The sequence below is a fragment of the Streptomyces sp. NPDC001410 genome (assembly GCF_042895235.1).
Taxonomy (GTDB): Bacteria; Actinomycetota; Actinomycetes; order Streptomycetales; family Streptomycetaceae; genus Streptomyces.
Genome location: NZ_JBIAWE010000018.1, coordinates 57,374 through 81,328 on the forward strand (window position 1 = coordinate 57,374; position 23,955 = coordinate 81,328).

General features: G+C 72.3%; 20 protein-coding genes and 1 pseudogene. 5 read left to right on the forward strand and 16 right to left on the reverse strand.

Annotated features, from left to right (window positions below):
* Positions 1–22 precede the first annotated feature (22 nt).
* Together ACFY3C_RS33655 and ACFY3C_RS33660 are read left to right on the forward strand one after the other, a co-directional pair.
* A complete protein-coding gene (locus tag ACFY3C_RS33655; protein WP_390773475.1) occupies positions 23–421 on the forward strand; it encodes a DUF4440 domain-containing protein in 399 nt (132 codons plus the stop codon).
* 29 nt (positions 422–450) lie between these two features.
* Positions 451–825 carry a hypothetical protein gene (locus tag ACFY3C_RS33660; RefSeq protein WP_390773476.1) on the forward strand — a complete coding sequence of 125 codons (375 nt, stop codon included), beginning with the start codon at positions 451–453 and terminating at the stop codon, positions 823–825.
* A gap of 81 nt (positions 826–906) precedes the next feature.
* Here ACFY3C_RS33660 and snpA read toward each other — a convergent pair whose 3' ends face one another.
* Complete coding sequence (gene snpA, locus ACFY3C_RS33665; protein WP_386578724.1) at positions 907–1,590, reverse strand: snapalysin; 684 nt, start codon at positions 1,588–1,590, stop codon at positions 907–909.
* 187 nt (positions 1,591–1,777) lie between these two features.
* Between snpA and ACFY3C_RS33670 the strand changes: the two genes are divergently transcribed.
* The 3 genes and pseudogenes from ACFY3C_RS33670 (at position 1,778) to ACFY3C_RS33680 (ending at position 5,134) form a co-directional block, all read left to right on the forward strand.
* Positions 1,778–2,746 carry a LysR family transcriptional regulator gene (locus ACFY3C_RS33670; protein WP_386578725.1) on the forward strand — a complete coding sequence of 323 codons (969 nt, stop codon included), beginning with the start codon at positions 1,778–1,780 and terminating at the stop codon, positions 2,744–2,746.
* A gap of 119 nt (positions 2,747–2,865) precedes the next feature.
* Positions 2,866–3,716: pseudogene (locus tag ACFY3C_RS33675) on the forward strand (alpha/beta fold hydrolase).
* Between the two features lie 113 nt (positions 3,717–3,829).
* Positions 3,830–5,134 (forward strand): hypothetical protein, encoded by a 1,305-nt coding sequence (locus ACFY3C_RS33680; RefSeq protein ID WP_390773477.1) that lies wholly within the window; start codon positions 3,830–3,832, stop codon positions 5,132–5,134.
* A gap of 36 nt (positions 5,135–5,170) precedes the next feature.
* Here ACFY3C_RS33680 and ACFY3C_RS33685 read toward each other — a convergent pair whose 3' ends face one another.
* The 15 genes from ACFY3C_RS33685 to ACFY3C_RS33755 form a co-directional block, all read right to left on the reverse strand.
* Positions 5,171–6,730 carry a hypothetical protein gene (locus ACFY3C_RS33685; RefSeq protein WP_390773478.1) on the reverse strand — a complete coding sequence of 520 codons (1,560 nt, stop codon included), beginning with the start codon at positions 6,728–6,730 and terminating at the stop codon, positions 5,171–5,173.
* 152 nt (positions 6,731–6,882) lie between these two features.
* Entirely contained in the window at positions 6,883–8,022 is a 1,140-nt protein-coding gene (locus tag ACFY3C_RS33690) for a sugar phosphate isomerase/epimerase family protein (protein WP_390773479.1), read from the reverse strand.
* Positions 8,019–9,437, reverse strand: a complete 1,419-nt coding sequence (locus tag ACFY3C_RS33695) for an alkaline phosphatase family protein (RefSeq protein WP_390773480.1) — start codon at positions 9,435–9,437, stop codon at positions 8,019–8,021. The genes ACFY3C_RS33690 and ACFY3C_RS33695 overlap by 4 nt, the downstream gene beginning before the upstream one ends.
* Positions 9,434–10,597, reverse strand: a complete 1,164-nt coding sequence (eboE, locus tag ACFY3C_RS33700) for a metabolite traffic protein EboE (protein ID WP_390773481.1) — start codon at positions 10,595–10,597, stop codon at positions 9,434–9,436. Before eboE ends, ACFY3C_RS33695 begins: the two co-directional genes overlap by 4 nt.
* Positions 10,598–10,602: 5 nt before the next feature.
* Complete coding sequence (locus ACFY3C_RS33705; RefSeq protein ID WP_390773482.1) at positions 10,603–11,451, reverse strand: TatD family hydrolase; 849 nt, start codon at positions 11,449–11,451, stop codon at positions 10,603–10,605.
* Positions 11,451–12,089: an EboA domain-containing protein gene (locus ACFY3C_RS33710; RefSeq protein ID WP_390773483.1), complete on the reverse strand. Its 639-nt coding sequence runs from the start codon at positions 12,087–12,089 to the stop codon at positions 11,451–11,453. Before ACFY3C_RS33710 ends, ACFY3C_RS33705 begins: the two co-directional genes overlap by 1 nt.
* On the reverse strand, positions 12,086–12,979 hold the full coding sequence (locus tag ACFY3C_RS33715; RefSeq protein WP_390773595.1) for a sugar phosphate isomerase/epimerase family protein: 894 nt from the start codon (positions 12,977–12,979) through the stop codon (positions 12,086–12,088). The genes ACFY3C_RS33710 and ACFY3C_RS33715 overlap by 4 nt, the downstream gene beginning before the upstream one ends.
* Before the next feature lie 155 nt (positions 12,980–13,134).
* Positions 13,135–13,980: an SCO3242 family prenyltransferase gene (locus ACFY3C_RS33720; protein WP_390773484.1), complete on the reverse strand. Its 846-nt coding sequence runs from the start codon at positions 13,978–13,980 to the stop codon at positions 13,135–13,137.
* Entirely contained in the window at positions 13,977–15,101 is a 1,125-nt protein-coding gene (locus ACFY3C_RS33725) for an inositol-3-phosphate synthase (RefSeq protein ID WP_390773485.1), read from the reverse strand. Before ACFY3C_RS33725 ends, ACFY3C_RS33720 begins: the two co-directional genes overlap by 4 nt.
* Before the next feature lie 139 nt (positions 15,102–15,240).
* A complete protein-coding gene (locus ACFY3C_RS33730; RefSeq protein ID WP_390773486.1) occupies positions 15,241–17,736 on the reverse strand; it encodes a PQQ-dependent sugar dehydrogenase in 2,496 nt (831 codons plus the stop codon).
* A 97-nt stretch (positions 17,737–17,833) separates the two neighbouring features.
* Positions 17,834–18,832, reverse strand: coding sequence for a sugar phosphate isomerase/epimerase family protein (locus tag ACFY3C_RS33735; RefSeq protein WP_390773487.1), 999 nt, complete (start codon positions 18,830–18,832; stop codon positions 17,834–17,836).
* A gap of 12 nt (positions 18,833–18,844) precedes the next feature.
* Positions 18,845–20,092, reverse strand: a complete 1,248-nt coding sequence (locus ACFY3C_RS33740; RefSeq protein ID WP_390773488.1) for a Gfo/Idh/MocA family protein — start codon at positions 20,090–20,092, stop codon at positions 18,845–18,847.
* 52 nt (positions 20,093–20,144) lie between these two features.
* Positions 20,145–21,209 carry a substrate-binding domain-containing protein gene (locus ACFY3C_RS33745; protein WP_390773489.1) on the reverse strand — a complete coding sequence of 355 codons (1,065 nt, stop codon included), beginning with the start codon at positions 21,207–21,209 and terminating at the stop codon, positions 20,145–20,147.
* Between the two features lie 16 nt (positions 21,210–21,225).
* Complete coding sequence (locus tag ACFY3C_RS33750; RefSeq protein ID WP_390773490.1) at positions 21,226–22,245, reverse strand: ABC transporter permease; 1,020 nt, start codon at positions 22,243–22,245, stop codon at positions 21,226–21,228.
* Positions 22,242–23,759, reverse strand: a complete 1,518-nt coding sequence (locus ACFY3C_RS33755; protein WP_390773491.1) for a sugar ABC transporter ATP-binding protein — start codon at positions 23,757–23,759, stop codon at positions 22,242–22,244. Before ACFY3C_RS33755 ends, ACFY3C_RS33750 begins: the two co-directional genes overlap by 4 nt.
* Positions 23,760–23,955 lie beyond the last annotated feature (196 nt).

The window sequence follows — 23,955 nt, forward strand, 5'->3', positions numbered from 1 at the left end:
GGGTGCGTGGTAGCTTCGCACGGTGTCCAAGATCGAGATCGACGCGGTGACGGCCGAGTTCTTCGGCGCCTTCGACAACCGCGGCGGCAGACCGGCCGACGTGGCACGCATCCGACGGCTCGTCCTCCCCTCCGGCGTCATCGTCATGACCGGCCCGGACTTCACCGTCTACACCGTGGACGAGTTCATCGAGCCCCGTCGCCAGCTGCTCTCCGACGGCCGGCTCGTCGAGTTCTCGGAATGGGAGACCTCCGAACGCACCGAGATCGTGGGCGACATCGCATCCCGTGTGAGCGAGTACCGCAAGTCCGGGATCATGAGCGGCGAGCCGTACGAGGGCGGCGGCACCAAGACCCTGCAGTTCGTGCGCACTCCGGACGGCTGGCGCATCGCGGCACTCGCCTGGTTCGACCGGCCGTGAGGAACGAGCGTCGCCTCCGTCGCCTCGTAGTGGGTGAGACGGTCTGGTACTGGACCGTCCGGCAGCACATCAGGCCCGCTTACCACGACTGCCGCGTCACCCTCTCCTTCTTCACCGGCGGAACCGCCAAGGGTGCCGGCTGCCGGCTTTCCCTGGTCTTCGCTCCCTGTGCGCTCGGGGGCGTCTCGAACACGTACTTCGAGTCGGGCACCGTGGTGCGCCTGCCGGACCGCAGCCACCTCAACCTCTACGAGCCCGGGACGGCACGCCGCCTCCTGGACGCCGCGGCACCCGCCCTGGAGGCACAGCCGGCGGCGCGGAACGTGGCGGTGGACGGCTGGCCGTACTTCGCCGAGGTCGTCGACCGCGCGGACCAGGCGGCCGGCGGCCACGAACCCGCGTGAGGCGGGCCGCACCCGGGTGGCACGGCCCGCCTCCGGTCGCAGGCGGATGGCTCTCAGACGGTCAGTGCACCTTGTTGCGGGTCAGTGCACCTTGTTCAGCTTGTCGAGCGCCTTGGTGAGGCCGTTGGCCCACAGCTGGTTGACCCGGGCGCGCTCGGCCGCGTTCGGGTAGCGGTTGGTGCAGGACGGGCCCGGGCCGCCGCCCGACATCAGTTCGCTGCACGGGCCGCTGTAGTGGTCCGGCAGCCCCAGCACGTGACCGGTCTCGTGCGCGGCGACGCGGATCGAGTCGTACTGCCTGTTCTGCGCGTAGTCGAGGAAGATGTAGCCGTTGCCGTGGCCGTCCGTGGAGGCGTAGGACCCCTCGGGGTCGTTGCCCTCGTAGTAGGCGAAGTCGGCGCCGCCCGAGGTCGCCTGCAGCTTGACGTTCGAGACGGAGCTGTTCCATATCGACGCGGCGCTCGATATCTGCGACCGGAAGCTCGGCGCCTGGGAGGCGTCGTAGTAGACGGTCACCGACCGCAGGCCCGGGTGCGCCGCCTGCTTCTTGGCGACCGAGGCCAGTACGGCCTCGAAGAACGCCTTGTTGTTGCCCGCCTCGCCCGTCGGGCCCGTGTAGCGGGCGTGCGGCGTGGCCGTGGAGCCGGTGGTCTGGGCGCTCGCCGGGATCGCGGTGCCCAGTGCCGCGAACGCCAGGCCCAGGCCGAGCGCCAGCGCTCTCCTGGAGGCCTTCGCGGAAGGGGAGGACGTACGGGTCGACGTCATGTGGGGGGTGCTCCTACTCGTTCGTGTGGGGTGGTGAACGATCGGTTGACCCTGAGTTTCCGTCAGCCCGGCGGTCGGCGGATGATGGCAACTGGGGATAGCGTCCGGCTATCACGCCCAACTCCAGCCGTTCCGTTGGCGTTTGAATATCTGGCGCCTCATCAGCCACTGCCCTTACGCTCCGTGCATGGAGCTCGAGGTGAGGCACTTGCGCGTTCTGTGCGCCATCGCCGACGCCGGCAGTCTGCACCAGGCCGCTCGCGAACTGGGCATGGCCCAGCCCTCGTTGAGCACCCAGCTGCGCCGCATCGAACAGACGCTCGGCGGCCGGCTCTTCACTCGTGACCGTACCGGCAGCCGCCTCACCCCGCTGGGCCACCTCGTCGTCAGCCGCGCCCGGCCGCTCGTGGCCGAACTCGCCGCGATCGTGGCCGAGACGAGGGCAGCGGCCGCTCGTGCCTCGGGCGGTCCCCGGCTGCGCATCGGTGCCACGGCCAGCCGGGCCCTGCCGGGCTGGCTCCGCCGGTTGCGCGCCCGGGTCCCGCCGGTCGAGCCCAGCCTCCAGATGGACGTGTCCGCGAACTCCCTGCTGCGGATGGTCGCCGAGGGCAGGCTCGACCTGGCCTTCGTACACGAGGTCGAGGGCAGCCCGCTGCGTGTCCCGGCCGGGCTGCGCCTGCGGGTCCTGGTGGAGCGCGAACCGCAGTTCGTCACCCTGGCCGCCGACCACCCCGCGGCGGCGCAGCGCGAGATACCCCTGACCGACCTCGCCCACGAACGCTGGATGATCGACTCCACGGTCGACGGCGAATGGGACGGCCTGTGCCGGGTGCTGCGCAGGGCCGGGATCGAACCCGACCTGCTGCACGGCGACTATCTCAGCGCCTACTCCCTGGCCGCCATCGGCGAGGTCGTCACGGTCAGCCAGCCGACCGCGCGCCCCCGCCCCGACCTCGCCATCCGGCCGCTGCAGGGCGACCCGATAGGGGTACGGCTGCTGCTCGCGGCCCGGACGGCGGCCGAACTCGACAACGGTGTCGGCGAGTTGGAGGAGGCCTACTGGGAGGCAGCCCACCAGGCCCCGGCGTATCAGGAATGGCTGGAGCGCAGCAGACCCGGACGGCCGGCCCGTCCGCTCCGCTCGGTACCGACCTGAGGGTGCAGACCCACGGGCTGTCGCCCACTCGGCCGAGCGATGAGTTCCGGGAGTCGACGGAGTCGGTTACGCAGTCAAGTACCCGGCACCCGCCCGGAAGGACCCGCGCAGTGACGAACATCCACGTGACCGAATCCGACCTGGAGCTGCCCGACGGGCGCAGACTGCACCTCTACGACACCGGCGCCGGCGGATCCGGTGCGCTCCCCGTCTTCTGGCATCACGGCACACCCAACGTGGGCCTGCCGCCCAGGCCCCTCTTCCCCGCCTCCGCCCGGCTCGGGGTCCGCTGGGTGTCGTACGACCGCCCCGGATACGGCGGTTCGACCCCGCCGCTCGACGGCCGCGGCATCGCATCGGCCGCAGCCGACGTCGCCCACATCGCCGACGCGCTCGGCATCGACCGGTTCGCCGTCATGGTCACTCCGGGGGTGCCTCGCACGCCCTGGCGTGTGCCGCCGTACTGCCGGAACGGGTGCTCGGCGTGGTCGAGGTGTCGGGTCTGGCCCCGTTCGACGCCGAGGGGCTCGACTGGTTCGCGGGCATGGCCGTGTCCTGCCGGGCATCGCTGACCGCGGCCGCGGCGGGACGCGAGGCCAAAGAGCGGTACGAGGCGGAGGCGGTGTACGACCCCGAGATGTTCACCCCGGCCGACCATGCGGCCCTGGCCGGTGACTGGTCCTGGTTCGAGGAAGTCGTCGAGCCGGCCGTGGCCGCCGGTCCGGGCGGACTCGTCGACGACGACCTGGCCTACGTCCACGCGTGGGGCTGCGACCCCGCGTCGGTCACCGCGCCGGTCCTCGTCCTGCACGGGGGTCAGGACAGGATCGTGCCCAGCACACACGGCGAGTGGCTGGCGAACCGCTGCCCGCGCTCGGAACTCCGGCTTCGACCGGACGACGGCCACCTCTCCGTCCTCGGCGAGGCGGCCGCGGCCCTGGAGTGGCTGGTTCGCCGCGCGAGGCAGTGACCTCCGGTCGGGCTCTGTACAACCATCGGGCGGTGGCGGAGGTCTCCTGTGCGGGAACGCGCGTTCCCGCACAGTTCAGCTGTCCGTAGCAGTCGATTCATGCAGAGGATTTCATGCCCCCCACGCTCTCCGGCCCCCGCTTACTCCGCCAGACCGCCGGTGCCGTCGGCGCCGTCGCCCTGATCGCGCTCGGGGCCGCGCCCGCCGGCGCCGCGGACGCGAGACCCGGTCTGGTGCTGGGCAAGATCGCCCCGATCGACGGTGTGCGGCCCGGCAGCGAGTTCAAGGTCCCGGCCTCCTTCACCAACACCGGCACCGCGGCGCTCGACAAGGTCTGGATGTCGTACTCCGTCACCCGCGGGCTCAGCCACACCGAGGTGCCTTCCAACTGCCTGCGCTACGAGATCCCGTCCTTCGACGAGGCGCCCAGCTCCTCGGACGTGGTCTGCGAGTTCGACCAGCAGGTGAAGCCCGGCGTCGTCTACGCGCCCGACCAGACGCTGACCCTGAAGGCACTCGACCGCGCGCTGTACGACGAGCTGCGGGTGACGGTCGCCAGCTACGACCCCGCGTTCACGGACGCCGGCCCGCCGCCGGTGCGGGGTACGGGCCCTGCGGTGAAGCTGGTCGAGCGGCCCGACGAGACCCCGGCCGCCCCGGGCTCCGCCCAGCACGAGGAGTGGGACGCGGCGACCGTGAAGGTGACCGCGAAGAACACGGCCGACTTCCAGGTCACCGGCGCCCAGTTGAAGGGCAAGGTCGGGGACACGGTCCCGCTGGTGGTGAGGTTCACCAACGCCGGACCCGGCTGGGTGCTGCGGGAGATCGGCGCGGGGGCGACCCGCGTGCACATCAAGGTGCCGGCTGGTACGTCGGTCGCCAAGACCGACGGGTTCTGCAAGAACGTGGGGTCGCGGACGTACGAGTGCGGCACCAGCCAGGCGTGGGTCGACGAGAACAGCGGGGAGACGTACGAGTTCCGGCTGAAGATCGACAAGGTGGTGTCCGGGGCCAAGGGCTCGGTGGCGCTCGCGGGCGAGCCCCGGCCCTTCGACACCGACAAGTCGAACGACACCGCGGACATCCTGCTGGACGGCTCCGGTGACGGCTCCACGGGTGGCAGCGGCTCGACGGGCTCCGCCGGGGGCTCCGCCACTGGGTCCACCGGCGGTTCTGGTTCCACCTCCGGCTCCGGCTCCGGGTCCGGCTCCAGTTCCGGTTCGGATTCCGGCTCCTCCGCCGGCGCCACGGGCGGCACCGCCACCACCGGCACCTCGGGTTCCTCCGCCACGGGCGGCAACCTGGCGAGCACCGGCACCGGCTCGGTCCTGCCGCTCACGGCCGCCGCGGCCGGGGCCGTGATCCTCGGCACGGGCACCGTCCTGGTGGTACGCCGGCGCGCCGGGCGACGGCGCTGACGAGCGGCGGGGCGGGCCTCGGCCCGCCCCGCACGGTCAGTAGCTGGAGCCCAACGTCTGTGTCGTGTAGGCGCATTCCGTGTAGATGTACCCGGACCGGAGCTTGGCCGTGTCCGAGGCCGGTGTGGCGGTGCTGCCGCCGTGCGGCTTGTGCACGAAGTACGTGGTGCCGACGGGGAGACTGAGCGTCCGCTGCGGGTAGTTCTTGCCACCGTTGCAGGGCTTGAAGCCGATCCTCAGCGTGTCGGCCAGGCCGTACGACTTGCAGCTGCCGCACCCCTTGAGCGTGAAGCTGCCGGTGACCGGTCCGGTGTAGAGGACGGTGACGTCGTCGGGGCTGTCGTTCTTGACCGTGACGGTGATGCTGCCGCCGGAGTCGGTGGTGGGCAGCTTCTTCCCGGCGGCAGGCAGGGTCTGGGCCACCTCGGCTCCGATGGCGATCTTCTTGGCCCGGTCCCGGTTCTTGCCGTTCTTGTTGTCGGAGACGTACTGCTCCATGGTCTTCTGGGCCGCGTCGAAGTCGCCGTCCTTGTACTGGTCGACGCCGCAGGCGTACTCCCCCGCGTCACCGCTCCGGTCGGCCCGGTCGGCGGACTTCGTGAGACCGTCGGCCGCGTTCCCCGCCGTCCCCGAGAGGTCGCTGATCCGGGTGTTCAGGTCGTGCAGCTTCTCGACGGCGGTGCAGGGTGCGGCGCCGTCGACGTCCTTCTCGGCCTTCTTCACCGCCGCGTCCACGGCGGGTGCGACCTTGGTCGCCGACTCGGACTGCGGGAACGTGGTCAGCAGGTCGTCGAAGCGTGCGACCCAGTCGGCCTGACCCGCCGTCAGTCCGGCCCATCCGCACTCGTACAACGAGGTGGCGAGTCGGTCGTCGGGCCACTGGGTGAGCGAGCCGAGTTCCTTCTTCGGCATGAAGCGGGGCACCGTACGCAGGTACTTCAGCGGCTCGATCGCGTCGCAGTACTCCTGGTGTCCGTAGGCCGCGCCGACCGTGGTGTAGAAGCTCCGCATACGATCGGGTACCTGGGCGGCGGCGCGGGAACCGGAGTGCTCGGCCGCAAGATCCCGGTAGATCTCCAGGGCCGCTCCGTAGTCGCCCCGCGCGCCGGTGAACCTGTGCCGGCCGGCCTTGGTCACCAGATGGTCGGCCTGCTCCAGGCGGTCGAGGAGCGCCTGCTGCACGGCTTCCTCGTGCGCGTCGTCGTACCACACCACGCCTCCGGCCGGTACGGCGAGCAGCAGCACGCCGAGCAGGAGGGCCAGGGGCGCTCGGCCCGGCCAGGTGAGCCGGGTGCGCAGTCCGGCGATCGCTCCGTGGACGGCGGCCATCAGCAGGAGCAGGACGTAGACGGTGAGCGCGGCCCCCGGGACGCCGTCGGCGTCGGCTGGCAGAGCCACGAACAGCAGGACGACGGTTGCCGCCAGGCAGGCGGCCATCAGGACCCATCTTCGCAGGAGTGCGTACCCGAGGCCGAGTCCGCTCAGGTTGAGCACCGCGACGGCGGCCGCCCGCCGGCCGTCCGGCGGCGTGGGCGGCGGAGCCGAGGGCATCGGTGGTACGGCGAATCCCTGGTACGGACCGTACGGATCGGACATGCTGGGTTCCCCCCGTCAACTGCCCCCGAAATACTGCGGATCGGCAGTGTAAGGCCGGGGCCGCGGACCTGACAGAGGGCGTCCGGACAAGGGGCCGGCCGGGGTGGAGGGCCTGGTGATGGCGCGGCAAGGCCCTCCGCCCCTGCCCGCCGTCAGCGGCGCAGGGCGGCCATGTTGCGGTAGCCGATCGCCGCGTGTTCCAGGGACTGCCCGGGGTTGGTGGCGCTCGGGGCGTTGTCCTGCTCGACCATCGGGTTGTGGTGGTTGCGGTGGCCCACGCGGGAGAAGAACGAACGGTAGTCGATGACGCCGGTGCCGAACGGGACCATGTCGTAGCCCATCCCGTTAATGGTGTTGACGACGCCGTCCTTCGCGTGGAACAGCGGGTAGCGCTTGTCGTGACAGGTGACCAGGCCGGCCGGATCGAAGATGTTCGTCTGCGTGGAGCCGTCGTGGGCGGTGTAGGTGCGGAACTTGTACTGGGCGACATGTGCCCAGAAGACGTCCATCTCCAGCCAGATCAACTGGGGGTCGGTGATCGACAGGAAGTACTCCAGCTTGCGGATGCCGGAGCTGCGGGTCGGGCGGCCCTGGGCGTCGAGCGGTCCGCCGTCGAGGAGGAAGCCGTAGGCCGCGTCGTGGTTGTGGGTGTACAGCTTGAGGCCTGCGCGGCGGGCGATCGCGCCGAGGGCGTGCCACTTGTCGGCGGCCACGTCCCAGTCGGCCTTGTAGGAGCTGCTGGTGGGGTCGGCGCCGGTGCCCATGTGGGCCAGGCCGAGGATGTTGGCGATCTCCAGGTGCTTCTTGAAGGTGTCGAGGTCGGTGTCGGTGAAGGGCCAGGAGCTGGGGATGAAGCCGTGGTTGCCCTGGGCGCGCAGCCCGTTGTCGTCCAGCCAGCGGCGCAGCAGCTTGGCGCCCTCGATCGACTCCAGGCTCGCGCCGCCGGGTGCGTTCGGGTGCTGGCCGTAACCGGCGAACTCGACCTGGCGGTAGCCGAAGCGGGCGAGCTGCTCGAACACGGCGCGGAAGCCGGAGGGCAGGGAGGTGGTCAGCGGGTCGCGGCCGATGGCGTCGCGGACCGTGTAGAGGATGATGCCGCGCTTGTCTTCGGGGACGAGTGCGTGCCCGCTGCCGGTGCCGCCGGACTGCGGTGCGGCCTGCACGGGGCTCGCGCCGAGGACGGGCGCGGCGATCGCGCCGGCCGCGACGGCGGTGCAGGTGCTCAGGAAGCCGCGGCGGCCGATGCCGAGGCTGCGGCGCAACTGGTCGTCGGTGTCATGCGTGGTGTTCACGGGTACCTTCCTTCGGACGGGTTGTCGGTGCCGAGACCGGCGAGGTGGAGCAGGAGTGACTTCACGTCGGTGGCCGCGATGCGGTCGCCGACGGCGCGGGGGGTGGAGCACAGCAGGAGCGGACCGTCGTCGTCGCTCGTGGGCAGGCGGCCGTGGCTGCCTCGGATCGGTGCGGGGTCGAGGGGTACGACCGCCATGCGGTAGCGCAGCCCGAGCTTCTTGCGGGCGAGCGCGGTGGCGGCCTTGACCTTCACATAGGGGTCGAGCGGGTCCATGAACAGCTCGACCGGGTCGTAGCCGGGCTTGCGGTGGATCTCGACCAGGCGGGCGAAGTCGGGCGCGCGGTCGTCGTCCAGCCAGTAGTAGTACGTGAACCAGGCGTCCGGCTCCGCCACGGCGACCAGTTCGCCGGAGCGCGGATGGTCCAGGTGGTGGGCCTTCTTGCCCTCGTCGTCGAGGAGTTTCTCGATGCCGGGCAGTCCGGCGAGCGCGGCGCGCGTGGCGGCGAGGTCCTCGGGCCGGCGGACGTAGACGTGGGCGATCTGGTGGTCGGCGACCGCGAAGGCGCGCGATGCCATCGGGTCGAGGTACTCCATGCCGTCCTGGGTGTGCACCTCCAGCAGGCCGGCGCGGCGCAGGGCTCGGTTGATGTCGACGGGCCGGCTCACGCGGGTGATGCCGTACTCGGACAGCGCGACGACGGTACGACCCTGCGTTCGGGCGTCGTCCAGCAGCGGGGCCAGGGCCGTGTCCAGGTCGGCGGCCGCCCTGTGGGAGCGGGGATCGTCCGGGCCGTGGCGCTGCAGGTCGTAGTCGAGGTGCGGAAGGTAGCAGAGGGTCAGGTCGGGCCGGCGGGTGCCGAGGATGTGCCGGGTGGCGTCGATGATCCACTGGCTGGAGACCAGGTCGGCGCCGGGCCCCCAGAAGCGGAAGAGCGGGAACGTGCCGAGCTTCTCGGTGAGTTCGTCGTGGAGCGCGGGCGGGCGGGTGTAGCAGTCGGGTTCCTTGCGGCCGTCGGCGTAGTAGACCGGGCGCGGGGTGACGGTGATGTCGGTGTCGGCGCCCATGGCGTACCACCAGCAGATGTTGGCGACCGTGTAGCCGGGATGGGCGCGGCGGGCGGCGTCCCACAGCTTGTCCCCGGCGACCAGGCCGTTGTGCTGTCGCCACAGCAGGACGTCGCCGAGTTCGCGGAAGTACCAGCCGTTGCCGACGATGCCGTGCTCGGCGGGGTGGGTTCCGGTGAGGAAGGTGGACTGGGCGGCGCAGGTCACGGCGGGCAGGACGGTGCCGAGGTGGGCCCGGGAGCCGGCTGCGGCGAGGGCTTTGAGGTGGGGCATGTGGTCCAGCAGCCGCGGGGTGAGGCCGACCACGTCGAGGACGAGGAGCGGGGTGGGTCGCACGGGCCCGGTCATGGCAGCTCCTTCAGGCCGAGGTCGGTCAACAGGTCGCGGGCGAGGGAGAGTTCGGCGGCGATCCCGTCGGCCAGCCGGGCCCGGCCGCGGGGGCGCTGCTCGGGCGGGAGCGCGTGCCAGGTGTAGGTCTCGACCTCCAGGTGCCGGGTCCGGGGGTGCGGGCCGCCGACGAGGTGGGTCAGGGCTGTCCGCAGGACCGGGAGGGTGGAGGTGAGGGGTGCGGCGGGGGCGGCGTGCAGCGGGACGTGGAAGTGGGCCCGCCAGGGTGCGCCGCGGGACAGGGTGTCGAGGGCCTCGTCGAGGTCGTCGGTGCCGCGCGGGCCGGCCGCGGTGAGCGTGCGGGTCTGGTGCAGGAACCGGGGTTCGGCGTAGGCGCGGAGCGCGGCGCGGACCTCCGGTCGGCTCGGGTGTTCGGCGTGCAGGGCGGCCGACAGCTGGGACTTGACGACGGGGATCCCGGCGCCGGTGAGCGCGTCCAGGGCGGTCTGCGGCTCCTCGAAGGAGGTGGCGAGGTGGCAGGTGTCGACACAGACGCCGATGCGGGGGTGCCCGACGGCGGTGAGCGGGGCGAGGGCGTCGGCGGTGGTCTCCACCGTGCAGCCGGGCTCCGGCTCCAGGCCGACCCGGATCGAGCGGCCGGTCAGCTCCGCCAGCGTGTCGAGGCGCTCGGCCAGGGTCAGCAGGGCGCCGCGGCCCGCGTCGGCGCGGTCGGCGCTCCAGGTGGTGCGCCAGCCCAGCGGCAGGGTGGAGACGCTGCCCTCGGTGACGTCGTCCGGCAGCAGGGCGGCGAGGATCCGCGCCAGGGCGGTGGTGTACTCCAGGCGCTCCGGGTCGGCCCAGTCCGGCCGGTACACGCGGTATTTGACCTCGTCGGCGCCGAAGCCCTCGTACGGGAAGCCGTTGAGGGTGACGACCTCCAGGCCGCGCCGGGCGAGTTCGCGGCGCAGGGCGCGCAGGGCGGACGGGTCGGTGTCCAGGATGCGGGCGGCGGCGTGGGCCAGCCACAGGCCGATGCCGAGGCGGTCGCGGCCGAGGCGGCGGCGGACGGGCTCGCAGTGGTCGCGCAGTTGGGCGAGGACGCCGTCGAGGGTCTCGGCGGGGTGGACGTTGGTGCAGTAGGCGAGGTGGACGGTGGTGCCGTCGGGGTGGCGCAGCCGCACGGCGCTCACTCCCCGCCGCGCAGCAGGGAGTTGCCCTCGTGGGTCGCCCCGGGCGGGGTGACCGTCAGGCCCAGGCGGCCGCTTTGGCCGTAGAAGGCGACGGGGTTGCGCCACAGGACCCGGTCGACGTCGTCCTCGGTGAAGCCCTCGGCCAGCATCAGGTCGGCCACCCGGCGGGTCTTCAGCGGATCGCTCCTGCCCCAGTCGGCGGCGGAGTTGACCAGGACCCGCTCGGGCCCGTACGCGCGCAGGATCTCCACCATCCGGCGCTCGTCCATCTTGGTGTCGGGGTAGACCGAGAAGCCGAGCCAGCAGCCGCTGTCCTCGGCCTCCTTGACGGTGGTCTCGTTCAGATGGTCGACCAGCACCCGCTCCGGGGGCAGGGCGGACTCGCGCACGGCGTCGAGGGTGCGGCGCAGGCCCGCGAGCTTGTCGCGGTGCGGGGTGTGCACGAGGGCGGGCAGGCCGTGGTCCGCGGCGAGCTGGAGCTGCGCGGCCAGGGCCCGGTCCTCGGCCGGGGTCATGGAGTCGTAGCCGATCTCGCCCACCGCCACGACCTGGTCCTTGAGGAGATAGCGGGGCAGTTCGTCGAGGACGGGGAGGCAGCGGGGGTCGTTCGCCTCCTTGGGGTTGAGGGCGAGGGTGCAGTGGTGGGCGATGCCGTGCTGGGCGGCGCGGAAGGGCTCCCAACCGAGCAGGGAGTCGAAGTGGTCGAGGAAGGAGGCGGGCGAGGTGCGGGGCTGGCCGAGCCAGAACGACGGCTCCACCACGGCACGGATGCCCGCGGCACGCATGGCCTCGTAGTCGTCGGTGGTGCGGGAGGTCATGTGGATGTGCGGGTCGAACAGGCGCATCAGGACTCCTCGCGGGTCTGAGCGGTGGCCAGGGCCAGGACGTGGTACAGGCCGCTGGGTACGGGCCGTCCGGCGGCGGTGCGTTCGGCCGCGAAGTCGGCGAGCATGCGGGCGAGTTCGGCGTCGGCGCGGGCACGCTCGGCGAGGCCCGCGACCTCGTCGACCGGGACACCGGTGAACAGGCACTTCAGCACGGCGTGCCGCCAGGCGTGGGGGTCGAGGTGGCGGGCGGCGTAGGGGCCGAGGGCGGCGGCGATCAGCCGGGTGTCGTTGGTGCGCAGGGCGTCCTCGACCAGCGCCACGGCGTCGGGGCCGGGCACGAGGTGGGGCAGGGCGTGCAGCACGGCGCGCCGCTCGGCGGCGGTGCCCTGCCGGTAGACGCGGGTGAGGGCGGCCGTGTCGGCGCGGGCCGCGTGCAGGATCAGCACCCGGACGGCGTCCGCGTGCCGGGTGCCGCAGCGGCGGGCGGCCTCCGCGAGGCGCAGCTCCCACACGGAGATCGGCCCGTGCGCGCCGGGGTGGGCGGCGGCCTCGGTCACGGCCTGGTGGAACCAGGCGCGGGCGCCCGGGTCCAGGTGCGTGTCCAGGTGGTCGCGGAGGGCGTCCGGGCCGGCGTGCGCGACGGGGTGGTGCGTCATCGGGTGCTCCCTTCTGGCACGGCGGCCGGGTTGCCGGCGGCCGCCGCCCGGCGGAGGAACGGCAGGGAGGTCTCGGCGTACTGGGGGCCGGCGTGGGAGTGACGGGGCAGTTCCACGACCGTCAGTCCGCGGTAGCCCGTCGCGGCGAGGGCGGCGAGCACGGGCGGGAAGTCGATCTCGCCCTGCCCGAACGGAAGGTGGTCGTGGACACCGCGCCGCATGTCCTCGATCTGGACGTGCCTGAGCCAGGGCGCGGCCAGGCGCACGCAGTCGGCGGGCGGGAGGGGTTCGAGGCACTGGCAGTGCCCGATGTCGAGGGTGAGGCCGAGGGCCGGCGGGTCACCGAGGAGGCGGCGCAGATGGTGGAAGTCGGCGAGGGTGGCGAGGAGATGGCCCGGCTCGGGTTCGACCGCGAGCGGGATGCCGGCAGTGGTGGCGGCGTCCAGGACGGGCGTGAGGGCATCGGCGAGCCGCTGCCAGGCGGTGGCCGGGTCACTGGTGGGCGGAACGGTTCCACTGAAGCAGTGCACGGCGAGCGCACCGAGGTCGGCGGCCACCCGCACGGCACGCAGGAGCAGGTCCACGCGGCGGGCACGCGCCTCGGGGTCCGGGGCGAGCAGCGAGGGGCCGTGCTTGCGGCGCGGGTCGAGGACGTAGCGGGCACCGGTCTCGACCGTGACCTCCAGCCCCCGCTCGGCGAGGCGGCGGGCGGTCTTCCGGGTGCGGGCGGCGAGGTCGGGGGCGAGCGGGTCGAGGTGCATGTGGTCGAGGGTGAGACCGACGCCGTCGTAGCCGAGGTCGGCGAGGAGGGCGAGGGCGTCGTCCAGGCGGAGGTCGGCGAGGCCGTTGGTGCCGTAGCCGAACCGGAGTGTTGTCGGCCGGGGTGTCATGTGATGCTCACCTGCCTGGCGATCCGTCGGGCAGGTGAGCAGGACGCGGGCGTTGACCAGGCCATTGCCGGCGCGGGCATGGACGAGGCCGTTTCCGGCGTGGGCGGTGCCGCCGTCGCCGACGCAGCCGTGCCGCGGAACCGGGCCCTGAGGTGTCATGTGATGCTCACCCGCCTCGTGAACCGCCCGGCCAGTGCGGCCAGGGCCGCTGTGCCGAGTGCGGTGGCGGTGGCTCCGGTGCGGGCGGCGAGGGCGGCCTGCAGCGGGATGGTGGCACGGATGCCGGCGCCCACGGCGCGCTGCGTGAGTGGGGGCGAGGGGTTGAGGGTGGCGTGGAGGTAGGGGCGGGCCGTGGTCGTGGCGTAGGCAAGGGCGAGGGCGGTGGTGAGGGGGGTGTGGTCCGCGAGCAGCCGGGCCAGGAGGGCCGTACCCGCCAAGGCCGCGAGCGGGGCGAAGGGGGAACCGTCGCGGGTCTCCTGGCGGGACACAGCGGTGACCGCCAGGGTGTGGGTGGCGAGCAGCCCGGCCGAGGGCAGGGCGGGGCGGACGCGTCCGGCGGTGGCCGCGGCGCCGAGGAGCAGGTCGAGACCGCGGGCGGCGGCCATGGCGCCCGGGCCGACGGGCGTGCGCTTCAGGCCGAGGTCGTACGACCAGACGGTGGCCGCGAGCGGCACGGCGACCGCCAGCGCCGGGCGCCCGGCGCGACCGGCCAGGGCGAGGCCGGCGGCCGTGAGCGCGCAGGCTGCGGCGAATGCGGCGCCCGGGCGGACCCGGCCCGACGGGAGGGGCCGGTGGGGACGCTCCACGGCGTCCTCCGCGCGGTCGGCCCAGTCGTTGAGGGCCATCCCGGCCTCGTACAGGCACAGGGAGCAGCCGACGGCGAGCACGGTACGGCGGTTCGGGCGGACCGCGGCGGCGGCTGCTCCGGCGAGGGCGTCGCCGGGGACGGTGAACAGGGCGGGGAGGCGCAGGAGTTCGGCCCAGGCCCGGTACCGGCTCACTCGGCCTCCCCCAACCGCCGGGCGAACCGAACCAGTTCCGCGTACTGCTCCGCCAGCGCCGACGGGGCCTCTCCCACCGGGTCCTTGAAGAAGAAGGCCAGTTCGGACAGTGGTCCGGCCAGGCCGCGCTCGTGGGCGCGGGCGACCAGGCGGGCCAGGTCGAGGACCAGGGGTGCGGCCAGGGCCGAGTCGCAGCCCTGCCAGATGGTCTGCAAGGTCATGCGGGTGCCGAGGAAGCCGTCGAAGGCGATGTGGTCCCAGGCGGTCTTCCAGTCGCCGAGCGCGGGCACGTCGTCGATGTGGACCTCGCCCTCGGGGGCGGATCCGAGAGTGTCGGCGAGGACGCGCTCCTTGCCGGCGTTCTTCGCCGCCGCCGCGGCCGGGTCGGCCAGACTGGCGCCGTCACCGCCGCCGAGGAGGTTGGTGCCGGACCAGGCACGGACGGCCAGGGCGCGCTGGATGAACATGGGGCCCAGGACGGACCGGAGAAGGGTCTGTCCGGTCTTGCCGTCGCATCCCGCGTACGGCAGCGGGCCGGCTGCGGCGAGCGGGGCGAGGTCCGGGTGGCGCAGGCCCGTGGAAGGCGTGAAGTTGACGTAGGGGCAACCGGCGCGCAGGGCGGCAGCCGCGTAGAGCGAGCTGGGCGGGAGCACGGGGCCGGTCGGGGCCGGTTCCGTGGAGGCGGCGTTCACGACCACCGTCCGCTCCAGGCCGTGCCGTCGCACGAAGTCCTGGATGTCGGCGGCGAACGCGGCGATCAGCTCGCCTTCGTCCCGGGTGTCGCCGGGAAGCGGGCCGCCTGGCCTGATCTCCCCGTCTGCCGCGGCGAGTTCGGCGGCCACGGCGGCCGGGAGGCCGGAGGGCAGCACGCCGCCCGCGGCCAGTTGTTCGGCGCGTTTGGGCAGGGGGCAGTCCGTGGTGTCGTGCCCGCCGAAGACCAGCGAGGCCAGGGCGGGCAGGCCGCTGCCGGCGAAGGCCGGCGTCTCGGTGACCAGGCCGGTCGGCGGGCGGAGGCCCGCGGTCACGGCGGCGCACCCGGCGACGACGGTGGTGGCGACCGAGCCGCGGGCGCCGACGAGCCAGACACCGACACGAGGGGGACGGGAGTGGGACGCGGACATGGGCAGCCTCCTTGTCCAGGGCATGAGCTTCCCGAGGGGAAAGGGGTGGTGACGGCGGGCGGGAGTCCGGCGTCTCCCGCCCGCCGCCGTTCAGCGGCCCTTGCCGGGCGGTTACCTGATGCGGTGCTCGTCGAGCACGTCAGCCGGTGGTGAAGGTGAAGTCGTCCAGGTCGTAGAGGGCACCACTGCCGCCCCTGAACACCAGGTAGAGCGTGGTGGTGCCGCGCGGTGCGCGGGACAGTCCGGCGGTGACGTCCTGGTAGGTCTCCCAGCCGCCGGTCACAGGCACGGTGGCCTTGCCGAGGAGGGTGCCGGTGGCCGATCCGGCGCGGACCTCCAGGGTGCCGCCTGCGCCGCCGGAGGCGATGCGGGCGGTGATCTTCGTGGCGTTGTTCAGGGCGTACGGCGTGAACGCGATCCAGTCACCGTCGTGGATGTCGCCGACGACCTTGCCGCCGTGGGCGGTGTCCCTGGCGGTCACCGTGACCCCGGAGCCGGTGCCGAAGTGCTCGGCCTGGCGGTGGCGGGGCTGCAGGACGTTCTGGTCGTGCGAGGTGAGCGATGCCTGGCCGCCGCCTCCGCCGTCGGTGTACTCGGCGTCCAGGACACCGAAGATGTTGGCGTCCTCGTCGTGGCCGCCGTCGGCGCTCGTCCGGATGGTGCCGGAGCAGCCGTTGGCGGAGGTGAGCGGGTGGCCGTGGGTGTCGTGGCCGAGGACGAAGGTGACCTTGACCTTGGAGCAGTCGATCGTGCGGCCGTCCTCGGGGTCGGTGACGGTCACCTTGAACGGGATGGGGTCACCGAAGCTGAACAGCTGCCCGTCCTTCGGGGTGTCGAGGACGACCTTCGGCGCGGTGTTGCCGACCACGATCTGAACGCCGGCACTGCCGGTGCGTCCGGAGGGGTCCTTGACGGTGACGGTGGCGGTGTAGGTGCCGTTCTTCCTGTACTTGTGAGCCGGGTCGGCGGCCGGGGACGTGCCGCCGTCGCCGAAGTCCCAGCTGTACGTCAGCGCGTCGCCGTCCTGGTCGGTCGTGCCGGCGGAGGAGAACTGGACCTTCAGCGGCGCCTGGCCCGAGGTGCGGTCCGCGGCGGCCTGCGGCGACGGGGAGTGGCCGTCGGTGGCGTTCTCGATGCGGTACAGCGCCGAGTGCTCGTCGCCGCCGAACCAGGCGGTGCCGTAGTCGAGGACGTACAGCGCGCCGTCCGGGCCGAAGGCCATGTCCATCACCTGGGTGCCGCTCCAGGGGATGTCGTTGATCGACTGCACCTTGCCGTCGGCGTCGCTGGTGATCCGCTTGATCCAGCGGCGGCCGAACTCACCGGCGAAGAAGTCGCCGTCGTAGGCCTGGGGGAACTTCACGGGCGAGTCGAGTGTGGGGTCGTAGTGGTAGACCGGGCCGCCCATGGGGGACTCGGAGCCGTCGCCGAACTCCGGTACGGACGGGCCGTTGTACGGGATCCAGCCGGGCTGGGCCGGGGGCAGGTCGGTCAGGCCGGTGTTGTGCGGCGAGGTGTTCTTCGGTGCCGAGCAGTCGAAGGAGGCGCCGGAGTTCTTCGTCGCGAAGTCGTAGTCCACGTAGGCGTCGTTGGCGCCGGTGCAGTAGGGCCAGCCGAAGTTGCCGGGGCCGGTGACGCGGGCGAACTCGACCTGGCCGGCCGGGCCGCGGTTCGGATCGGCGGCACCGGCGTCGGGGCCGTAGTCGCCGACGTAGAGGATGCCGGTCTTCTTGTCGACGCTGAACCGGAAGGGGTTGCGGAAGCCCATCGCGTAGATCTCGGGCCGCGTCTTGTCGGTGCCGGGCGCGAAGAGGTTGCCGTCGGGGATGGAGTAGGAGCCGTCGGCGTCGACCTTGATGCGCAGGATCTTGCCGCGCAGGTCGTTGGTGTTGCCGGCGGTGCGCTGGGCGTCGAAGCCGGGGTTGCGGCTGTCTCGCTCGTCGATGGGCGTGTAGCCGTCCGACTGGAAGGGGTTGGTGTCGTCGCCGGTCGACAGGTACAGGTTGCCGGCCGCGTCGAAGTCGATGTCGCCGCCCACGTGGCAGCACAGGCCGCGGGTGGTGGGGACGTCGAGGATCTTCTTCTCACTGGCGGTGTCGAGGCTGCCGTCGGTCTTCAGTACGAACCGGGAGAGCCGGTTGACGCCGTCGAAGGGTGCGAAGTCGGCGGCGGTGCCGGTCTCGGGGGCGTCGCCCGCTGGGGTGTCCAGCGGGGGTGCGTAGTAGAGGTAGACGAAGCGGTTGTCGGCGAAGTCCGGGTCGATGCCGACGCCCTGCAGGCCCTCCTCGTCGTGGGAGTAGACGTCGAGCTTGCCGACGAGCCTGGTGTTGCCCGCGGCGTCGGTCAGGCGCAGTTCGCCGTCGCGTGAGGTGTGCAGGACCGAGCGGTCGGGCAGGACGGCGAGCGACATGGGCTCGCCGACCTCCGCCTCGCCCTTGGCGAGGGTGACCTGCTGGAAGTCCTCGGCCGTCGAGGCCGCCGCGGCCGGCTCCTGGTCGGCGACGGCGGCGCCGGCCTGGGGGGTGGTCAGGGTCAGGGTCGCACCGGCGAGCAGGGCGCCGCTGAGCAGTGCGAGCGCCTTGCGCAGACGTGATCTGTGGTTCGCGGTCGTGGTGGTGCGGTCGTTCCCGAGCACGAATTGCCTCCAGAATGGGGCTGGTTGTACGAGCGGGTGCGAACGCCGGGATGCGCCGTCATCCCGGAGGGGGTGACAACTGACCTTTTGTTCAGGGTCAGTTGGAGAAGGCCGCGTCGAAGGAGGCCGACGGCGGCTCGAAGTCGTAGGCCTTGAGGCGGGTGAGGGCCTCGGGGGCGCCCTGAAGCCGGTCCATGCCGGCGTCCTCCCACTCCACGGAGATCGGGCCCCGGTAGTCGATGGAGCGGAGCATCCGGAAGACGTCCTCCCAGGGGACGTCACCGTGTCCGGCGGAGACGAAGTCCCAGCCGCGGCGCGGGTCGCCCCAGGGCAGGTGGGAGCCGAGGCGGCCGCCTCGGCCGTCGAGGCGCTTGCGGGCCTCCTTGCAGTCCACGTGGTAGATCCGGTCACGGAAGTCCCACAGGAAGCCGACGGGGTCGAGGTCCTGCCACACGAAGTGGGAGGGGTCGAAGTTCAGCCCGAAGGCCGGGCGGTGGCCGATCGCGTCGAGGGCGCGGTGGGTGGTCCAGTAGTCGTAGGCGATCTCGCTGGGGTGGACCTCGTGGGCGAACCGTACGCCCTCCGTGTCGAAGACGTCGAGGATGGGGTTCCAGCGCTCGGCGAAGTCCTCGTAGCCGCGCTCGATCATCGACTCGGGGGCGGGCGGGAACATGGCGACGAGATGCCAGATCGCGGAGCCGGTGAAGCCGACGACGGTGTCGACGCCGAAGGCGGCCGCGGCGCGGGCGGTGTCCTTCATGCGGTCGGCCGCGCGCCGCCGCACACCCTCGGGGTCGCCGTCGGACCACACCTCGCCGGGCAGGATCGCCCGGTGGCGCTCGTCGATGATGGCGTCGCAGACGGCCTGGCCGACCAGGTGGTTGGAGATGGTCCAGCACTTCAGGCCGTACTTGTCGAGGAGTTGGTGGCGGGAGGCGAGGTATGCCGGGTCAGCCAGGGCCTTGTCGACCTCGAAGTGGTCGCCCCAGCAGGCGAGTTCGAGGCCGTCGTAGCCGAAGTCGCGGGCGAGCCGGCAGACCTCCTCCAGGGGCAGGTCGGCCCACTGGCCGGTGAACAGGGTGAACGGGCGCGGCATGGGCGGGCCTCCTCAGTCCCCGACGGGGGTGTAGACGGAGTTCTTCTCGGCGCTCTCCTCCACCGCGGCCAGGACCCGCTGGACCTGGAGACCGTCGGCGAAGGAGGGTTCGGGGCGGCGGCCGTCGGCGATGGCGTGGACGAGGTCGCGGGCCTGGTGGACGAACGTGTGCTCGTAGCCGAGTCCGTGGCCCGGCGGCCACCAGGCGTCCAGATAGGGGTGGTCGGGTTCGGTGACGAGGATGCGGCGGAAGCCGGCCTCGGCACCGGGTTCGGTGGCGTCGTGGAACCACAGCTCGTTGAGGCGTTCCAGGTCGAACGCCAACGAGCCGCGCTCGCCGTTGAGTTCGATGCGCAGCGCGTTCTTGCGCCCGGTGGCGTAGCGGGTCGCCTCGAAGGAGGCGAGGGCGCCGGAGGCGAACCGGCCGGTGAACAGGGCGGCGTCGTCCACGGTCACCGTGCCGGTGCCGCCCTGCGCGGCCACCGCGCCCAGTCCGCCGGTGGCTCCGGCGGGCAGCGGCCGCTCCCGTACGAAGGTCTCGGTCAGGGCGGACACCCCGGCGAGCCGCTCCCCTGCCAGGTACTGGGCGAGGTCCACGATGTGTGCGCCGAGGTCACCGAGCGAGCCCGAGCCGGCCAGCTCCTTGCGCAGCCGCCAGGTCAGCGGGAAGTCCGGGTCCACGAGCCAGTCCTGGAGATACGACACCCGGACGTGGCGCAGCGTGCCGAGCCGGCCGTCGGCGACCATGCGCCGGGCGAGGGCGGTGGCGGGGGCCCGGCGGTAGTTGAAGCCGACCATCGCCAACTGGCCACGGGCGTGGGCGGCTTCGGCCGCTCGGGTCATCGTCTCGGCCTCTTCGACCGTGTTGGCGAGGGGCTTCTCGCACAGGACGTGCTTGCCCGCGGCGAGGGCGGCGAGAGCGATCTCGGCGTGGCTGTGGCCGGGGGTGCAGATGTCGACCAGGTCGACGTCGTCCCGGGCGATCAGCGCCCGCCAGTCGGTCTCGGTCGCCGCCCAGCCGTGGCGGGCGGCCGCAGCGCGTACGGCGGTGGCGTCGCGGCCGCAGACCACGGCCAGCTCCGGCTGCCGGGGCAGATCGAAGACCCGGCCCACGGTGCGCCAGCCCTGGGAGTGGGCGGCGCCCATGAAGGCGTACCCGATCATGCCGACGCGCAACGGAATCCCTCCGGCCTCCGACACGGCTTCGGCCGCCGTGTCCGGCCCCGGCTTCGGCTCCGCCGACTGCTGCGGCTGTTCCATGCGCTCGTCCTCCTCTTCGTCGTGGCGCGGTGGGGGGTGCGGGCGGTGTGCCTCACTTGAAGCCGGTCGGCATGTACTGGTCGACGTTGTCCTTGTCCACGACGGCCGAGTAGAGGGTGATAGACGCGGGGATCTCGTACTCGGCGAGGCCGCCGACGCCCTTGCCCTGGCCGAGGGCGCGGGCGAGGTCGATCGCGGAGGCGGCCATGGTCGGCGGGTACAGGACGGTCGCCTTGAGCACGCCGTTGTCCTGTTCGATGGCCTGGAAGGCGGAGAGCGCGCCGGCCCCGCCGACCATCAGGAAGTCGTCCCGTCCGGCCTGCTCGATGGCGCGCAGCGCGCCCACGCCCTGGTCGTCGTCGTGGTTCCACAGCGCGTCGAACTTGGGCTGGGCCTGCAGGAGCTGAGCCATCCTGGCCTGTCCGGACTCGACCGTGAACTCGGCCGCCTGGCGGGCCACCTTGCGGATGTTGGGATAGTTCTTCAGGGCGTCGTCGAAGCCCTGGGTGCGCTGCTTCGTCAGCTCCAGGTTGTCCAGTCCGGCCAGCTCGATCACGCGGGCGTTCGGCTTGTCCTTGAGCTTCTCGCCTATGTAGTGGCCCGCGTTGAGGCCCATGCCGTAGTTGTCACCGCCGATCCAGCAGCGGTACGCCTGGGCCGAGTTGAAGATGCGGTCGAGGTTGACGACCGGGATGCCGGCGCGCATCGCCTTCAGGCCGACCTGGGTGAGGGCCTTGCCGTCGGCGGGCAGCACGACCAGGACGTCGACCTTCTTGTTGATGAGGGTCTCGATCTGGCCGATCTGCTGGGCGGTGTCGTTGGAGCCCTCGGTGATCTCCAGGGTGACGTCGGAGTACTTCTTCGCCCGGTTCTTGGCGTTGTCGTTGATGGCGTTGAGCCAGCCGTGGTCGGCCTGCGGTCCGGCGAAGCCGATGGTGACGTGCTTGCCGGGCTTGTCGTCGGCGGCCGGCCGGGTGTCCGCCGCGGGGCTCTCACCCTTGGTGTCGTTGCTGGTGCAAGCCGTCAGGAAGGCCCCTGCGGACACCGCGGCGGTCCCGAAGAGAAGTCCTCTGCGACTGGTCAAGCCATGGGTGGCGCGGCTCGTCTGCTCTGGCATGGCGGTGAACCTTTCCTCAGGACGTTCTGGCGGTGCGGCGCTGGACCAGGACCGCGGCGACGATGATCGCGCCCTTGGCGATCTGCTGGACGTCGCTCTGCAGGTTGTTCAGGGCGAAGATGTTGGTGATCGTGGTGAAGATCAGGACGCCGAGCACGGAGCCGGTGATGGTGCCGCGGCCGCCGCTGAGCAGGGTGCCGCCGATGATCGCGGCGGCGATGGCGTCGAGTTCGTAGAGGTTGCCGTTGGTGTTCTGGCCGGAACCGGAGAGCACGATCAGCAGGAAGGCGGCGACGCCACAGCACAGCCCGGACAGCAGGTAGAGGTAGAGCCGCTGGCGGCGCACGTCGATTCCCGCGAGCCGGGCGGCCTCGGCGTTCCCGCCGACCGCGACGGTGCGGCGGCCGAAGGTGGTGCGGTTGAGCAGCAACCAGCCGACGATCGTCACGATCGCGAACACCAGGACGAGGGGCGGGACACCGAGGACGTATGAGTCGCGCTCGCCCAGGTTCAGGATGCCGTCGACGGTGACGATCTGGGTGCGGCCGTCGGTGATCTGCAGGGCGAGGCCGCGCGCCGAGGCGAGCATGGCGAGGGTGGCGATGAACGGGACCATCCCGCCGTAGGCGATGAGCAGCCCGTTGACCAGGCCGCAGCCGAGACCGACGACCACCGCCGTGAAGAGGATCCCGGCGAAGCCGTACTCCTGCGTGGCGACCGTGGTGGCCCACACGGAGGCGAGGGCGACGATCGCGCCGACGGAGAGGTCGATGCCGCCGGAGGTGATCACGAAGGTCATGCCGACCGTGACCACGCCGATCACCGACGCCTGGGTGAGGACGAGTTGGAGGTTGCGGGTGTCCAGGAACTCGTCGGGCTTCGTGACACCGCCGATGACGACGAGTGCGGCGAGGACGCCGAGCAGCGACAGGGTACGGACGTCGGCGCGGGCCGCCAGGCCGCGCCAGGCGGGGAGACGGCCCGCCGACGGTGTCTTGTCGGCGGCGTCCCGGGGCGGGGACACGGGCTGCGTCATGACGCCGGGCTTCCTTCCATGACGAGGTCGAGGACTCGGTGTTCGTCCAGCTCGCAGGCGGGTGCCGTGTGCACGACCCGGCCCTCACGGAGCACCAGGACGCGGTCGGCGAGGCCGAGGACCTCGGGCACCTCGCTGGAGACGAGGAGCACGGCGAGTCCTTCGTCGGCCAGCCGGCGGACGACTGCGTACAGTTCGGCGCGGGCGCCGACGTCGACGCCGCGGGTGGGTTCGTCCAGCAGCAGCACCCGGCAGCCGCGCAGCAGCCAGCGGGCGAGGACGGCCTTCTGCTGGTTGCCGCCGGACAGGGTGCGTACCGGCACGTCCGGGTTGTCGGGCCGCAGGGACAGCTCGCGGGTCGCGGCCCGTGCCGCGCCGCGCTCGGCGCGCCGGTCGATCCAGCCGGCCCGGGAGAAGCGGGAGAGCGAGGAGACCGAGACGTTGCGGGTGACGGACTCCAGCATCAGCAGGGCTTGCGCCTTGCGCTCCTCGGGGGCGAGCCCGAGCCCGGCGCGCACGGCCGCGCGCACACTGCCGGTCCGCAACGGCCGCCCGTAGACCAGGACTTGGCCTGCGGTGGGTTTCCGCGCACCGTAGACGGTCTCCAGGATCTCGGACCGCCCGGAGCCGACCAGCCCGGCGAGACCGACGATCTCCCCCGGCCGTACGTCGAGGTCGAGCGGCGCGAACTCGCCCTCCCGGGCCAGTCCGCGGACCTGGAGCACGGGATCCTCGGCGACCGGCCCCGATGGCCGCTCGGGAAAGACGTACTCGACGTTGCGGCCGGTCATCAGGGCGACGACGTCCCTGGTCGGGGTGGTCTTGGCGGGCAGTCCCCCCGCGACCGCCCGCCCGTCCTTGAGCACGGTCACCCGGTCGCCGATCCGGCGGATCTCCTCCAGGCGGTGCGAGATGTAGACGACGGCGACACCCTCGGCGGTGAGGTCGCCGACGATACGGAAGAGGTTGTCGACCTCGTCGGGGTCGAGCGCGGCGGACGGCTCGTCCATCACGATGAGGCGTACGTCGTGGGAGAGGGCGCGGGCCATCGAGACGATCTGCTGCTGCGCCGCCGGCAACTCCCCGACCAGGCGGGCCGGATCGATCTCCGGATGCCCGAGCCGCTTCAGGAGCCGGGCGGTTGAGGAGCGCGCCGCCTTCCCCCGTACGACGAACCCGGCGGCTGTCGGCTCGTGGCCGAGATGGACGTTCTCGGCCACCGACAGGTGCTGCACCAGGTCGAGTTCCTGGTAGATGGTGGCGACGCCGAGGCGCATGGCGGAGATCGGCGAGCGCAGGGTTACGGGCTCGCCGCGCCAGCGGATCGTGCCGCCGTCCGGCTGGTGGGCGCCGGCGAGGACCTTGATGAGGGTGGATTTCCCGGCGCCGTTCTGGCCGAGCAGACAATGCACTTCACCGGCCTGGACGTCGAGGTCGACGCCGTCCAGGGCGCGGACGCCGGGGAACGACTTGGTGATTGCGGACATGCTGAGCAGGGGTGGTTCGGGTGCCATGTGGGTTCCCCTCGGCGGACGCGGGCCGGTTTCAGGGCGTGCTGGGCCTACGGCCTGGCGCGGGGCCGGGCGCGGGCGTGCTTCAGGCAGGGCTGGTGGGTTCGCGCTGGGTACGTGGGTGCGCGCAGGGATTGGTGGGGCTCGCGCGGGGTGGTTGATGGGCTCGCGCGAGATCGCGGGCTCGCTCGTCTACACG

Excerpts from the sequence above, each read along its gene's own strand:
- ACFY3C_RS33695 (WP_390773480.1), bottom strand. The coding sequence starts at position 9,437 with ATGACCGGGCCCGTGCGACCCACCCCGCTCCTCGTCCTCGACGTGGTC.
- ACFY3C_RS33680 (WP_390773477.1), top strand. The coding sequence starts at position 3,830 with ATGCCCCCCACGCTCTCCGGCCCCCGCTTACTCCGCCAGACCGCCGGT.
- ACFY3C_RS33745 (WP_390773489.1), bottom strand. The coding sequence starts at position 21,209 with ATGCCAGAGCAGACGAGCCGCGCCACCCATGGCTTGACCAGTCGCAGA.
- ACFY3C_RS33735 (WP_390773487.1), bottom strand. The coding sequence starts at position 18,832 with ATGCCGCGCCCGTTCACCCTGTTCACCGGCCAGTGGGCCGACCTGCCC.
- ACFY3C_RS33685 (WP_390773478.1), bottom strand. The coding sequence starts at position 6,730 with ATGTCCGATCCGTACGGTCCGTACCAGGGATTCGCCGTACCACCGATG.
- snpA (WP_386578724.1), bottom strand. The coding sequence starts at position 1,590 with ATGACGTCGACCCGTACGTCCTCCCCTTCCGCGAAGGCCTCCAGGAGA.
- ACFY3C_RS33710 (WP_390773483.1), bottom strand. The coding sequence starts at position 12,089 with ATGACGCACCACCCCGTCGCGCACGCCGGCCCGGACGCCCTCCGCGAC.
- ACFY3C_RS33750 (WP_390773490.1), bottom strand. The coding sequence starts at position 22,245 with ATGACGCAGCCCGTGTCCCCGCCCCGGGACGCCGCCGACAAGACACCG.
- ACFY3C_RS33725 (WP_390773485.1), bottom strand. The coding sequence starts at position 15,101 with ATGTCCGCGTCCCACTCCCGTCCCCCTCGTGTCGGTGTCTGGCTCGTC.
- ACFY3C_RS33755 (WP_390773491.1), bottom strand. The coding sequence starts at position 23,759 with ATGGCACCCGAACCACCCCTGCTCAGCATGTCCGCAATCACCAAGTCG.
- ACFY3C_RS33705 (WP_390773482.1), bottom strand. The coding sequence starts at position 11,451 with ATGCGCCTGTTCGACCCGCACATCCACATGACCTCCCGCACCACCGAC.
- ACFY3C_RS33670 (WP_386578725.1), top strand. The coding sequence starts at position 1,778 with ATGGAGCTCGAGGTGAGGCACTTGCGCGTTCTGTGCGCCATCGCCGAC.
- ACFY3C_RS33715 (WP_390773595.1), bottom strand. The coding sequence starts at position 12,979 with ATGACACCCCGGCCGACAACACTCCGGTTCGGCTACGGCACCAACGGC.
- ACFY3C_RS33740 (WP_390773488.1), bottom strand. The coding sequence starts at position 20,092 with ATGGAACAGCCGCAGCAGTCGGCGGAGCCGAAGCCGGGGCCGGACACG.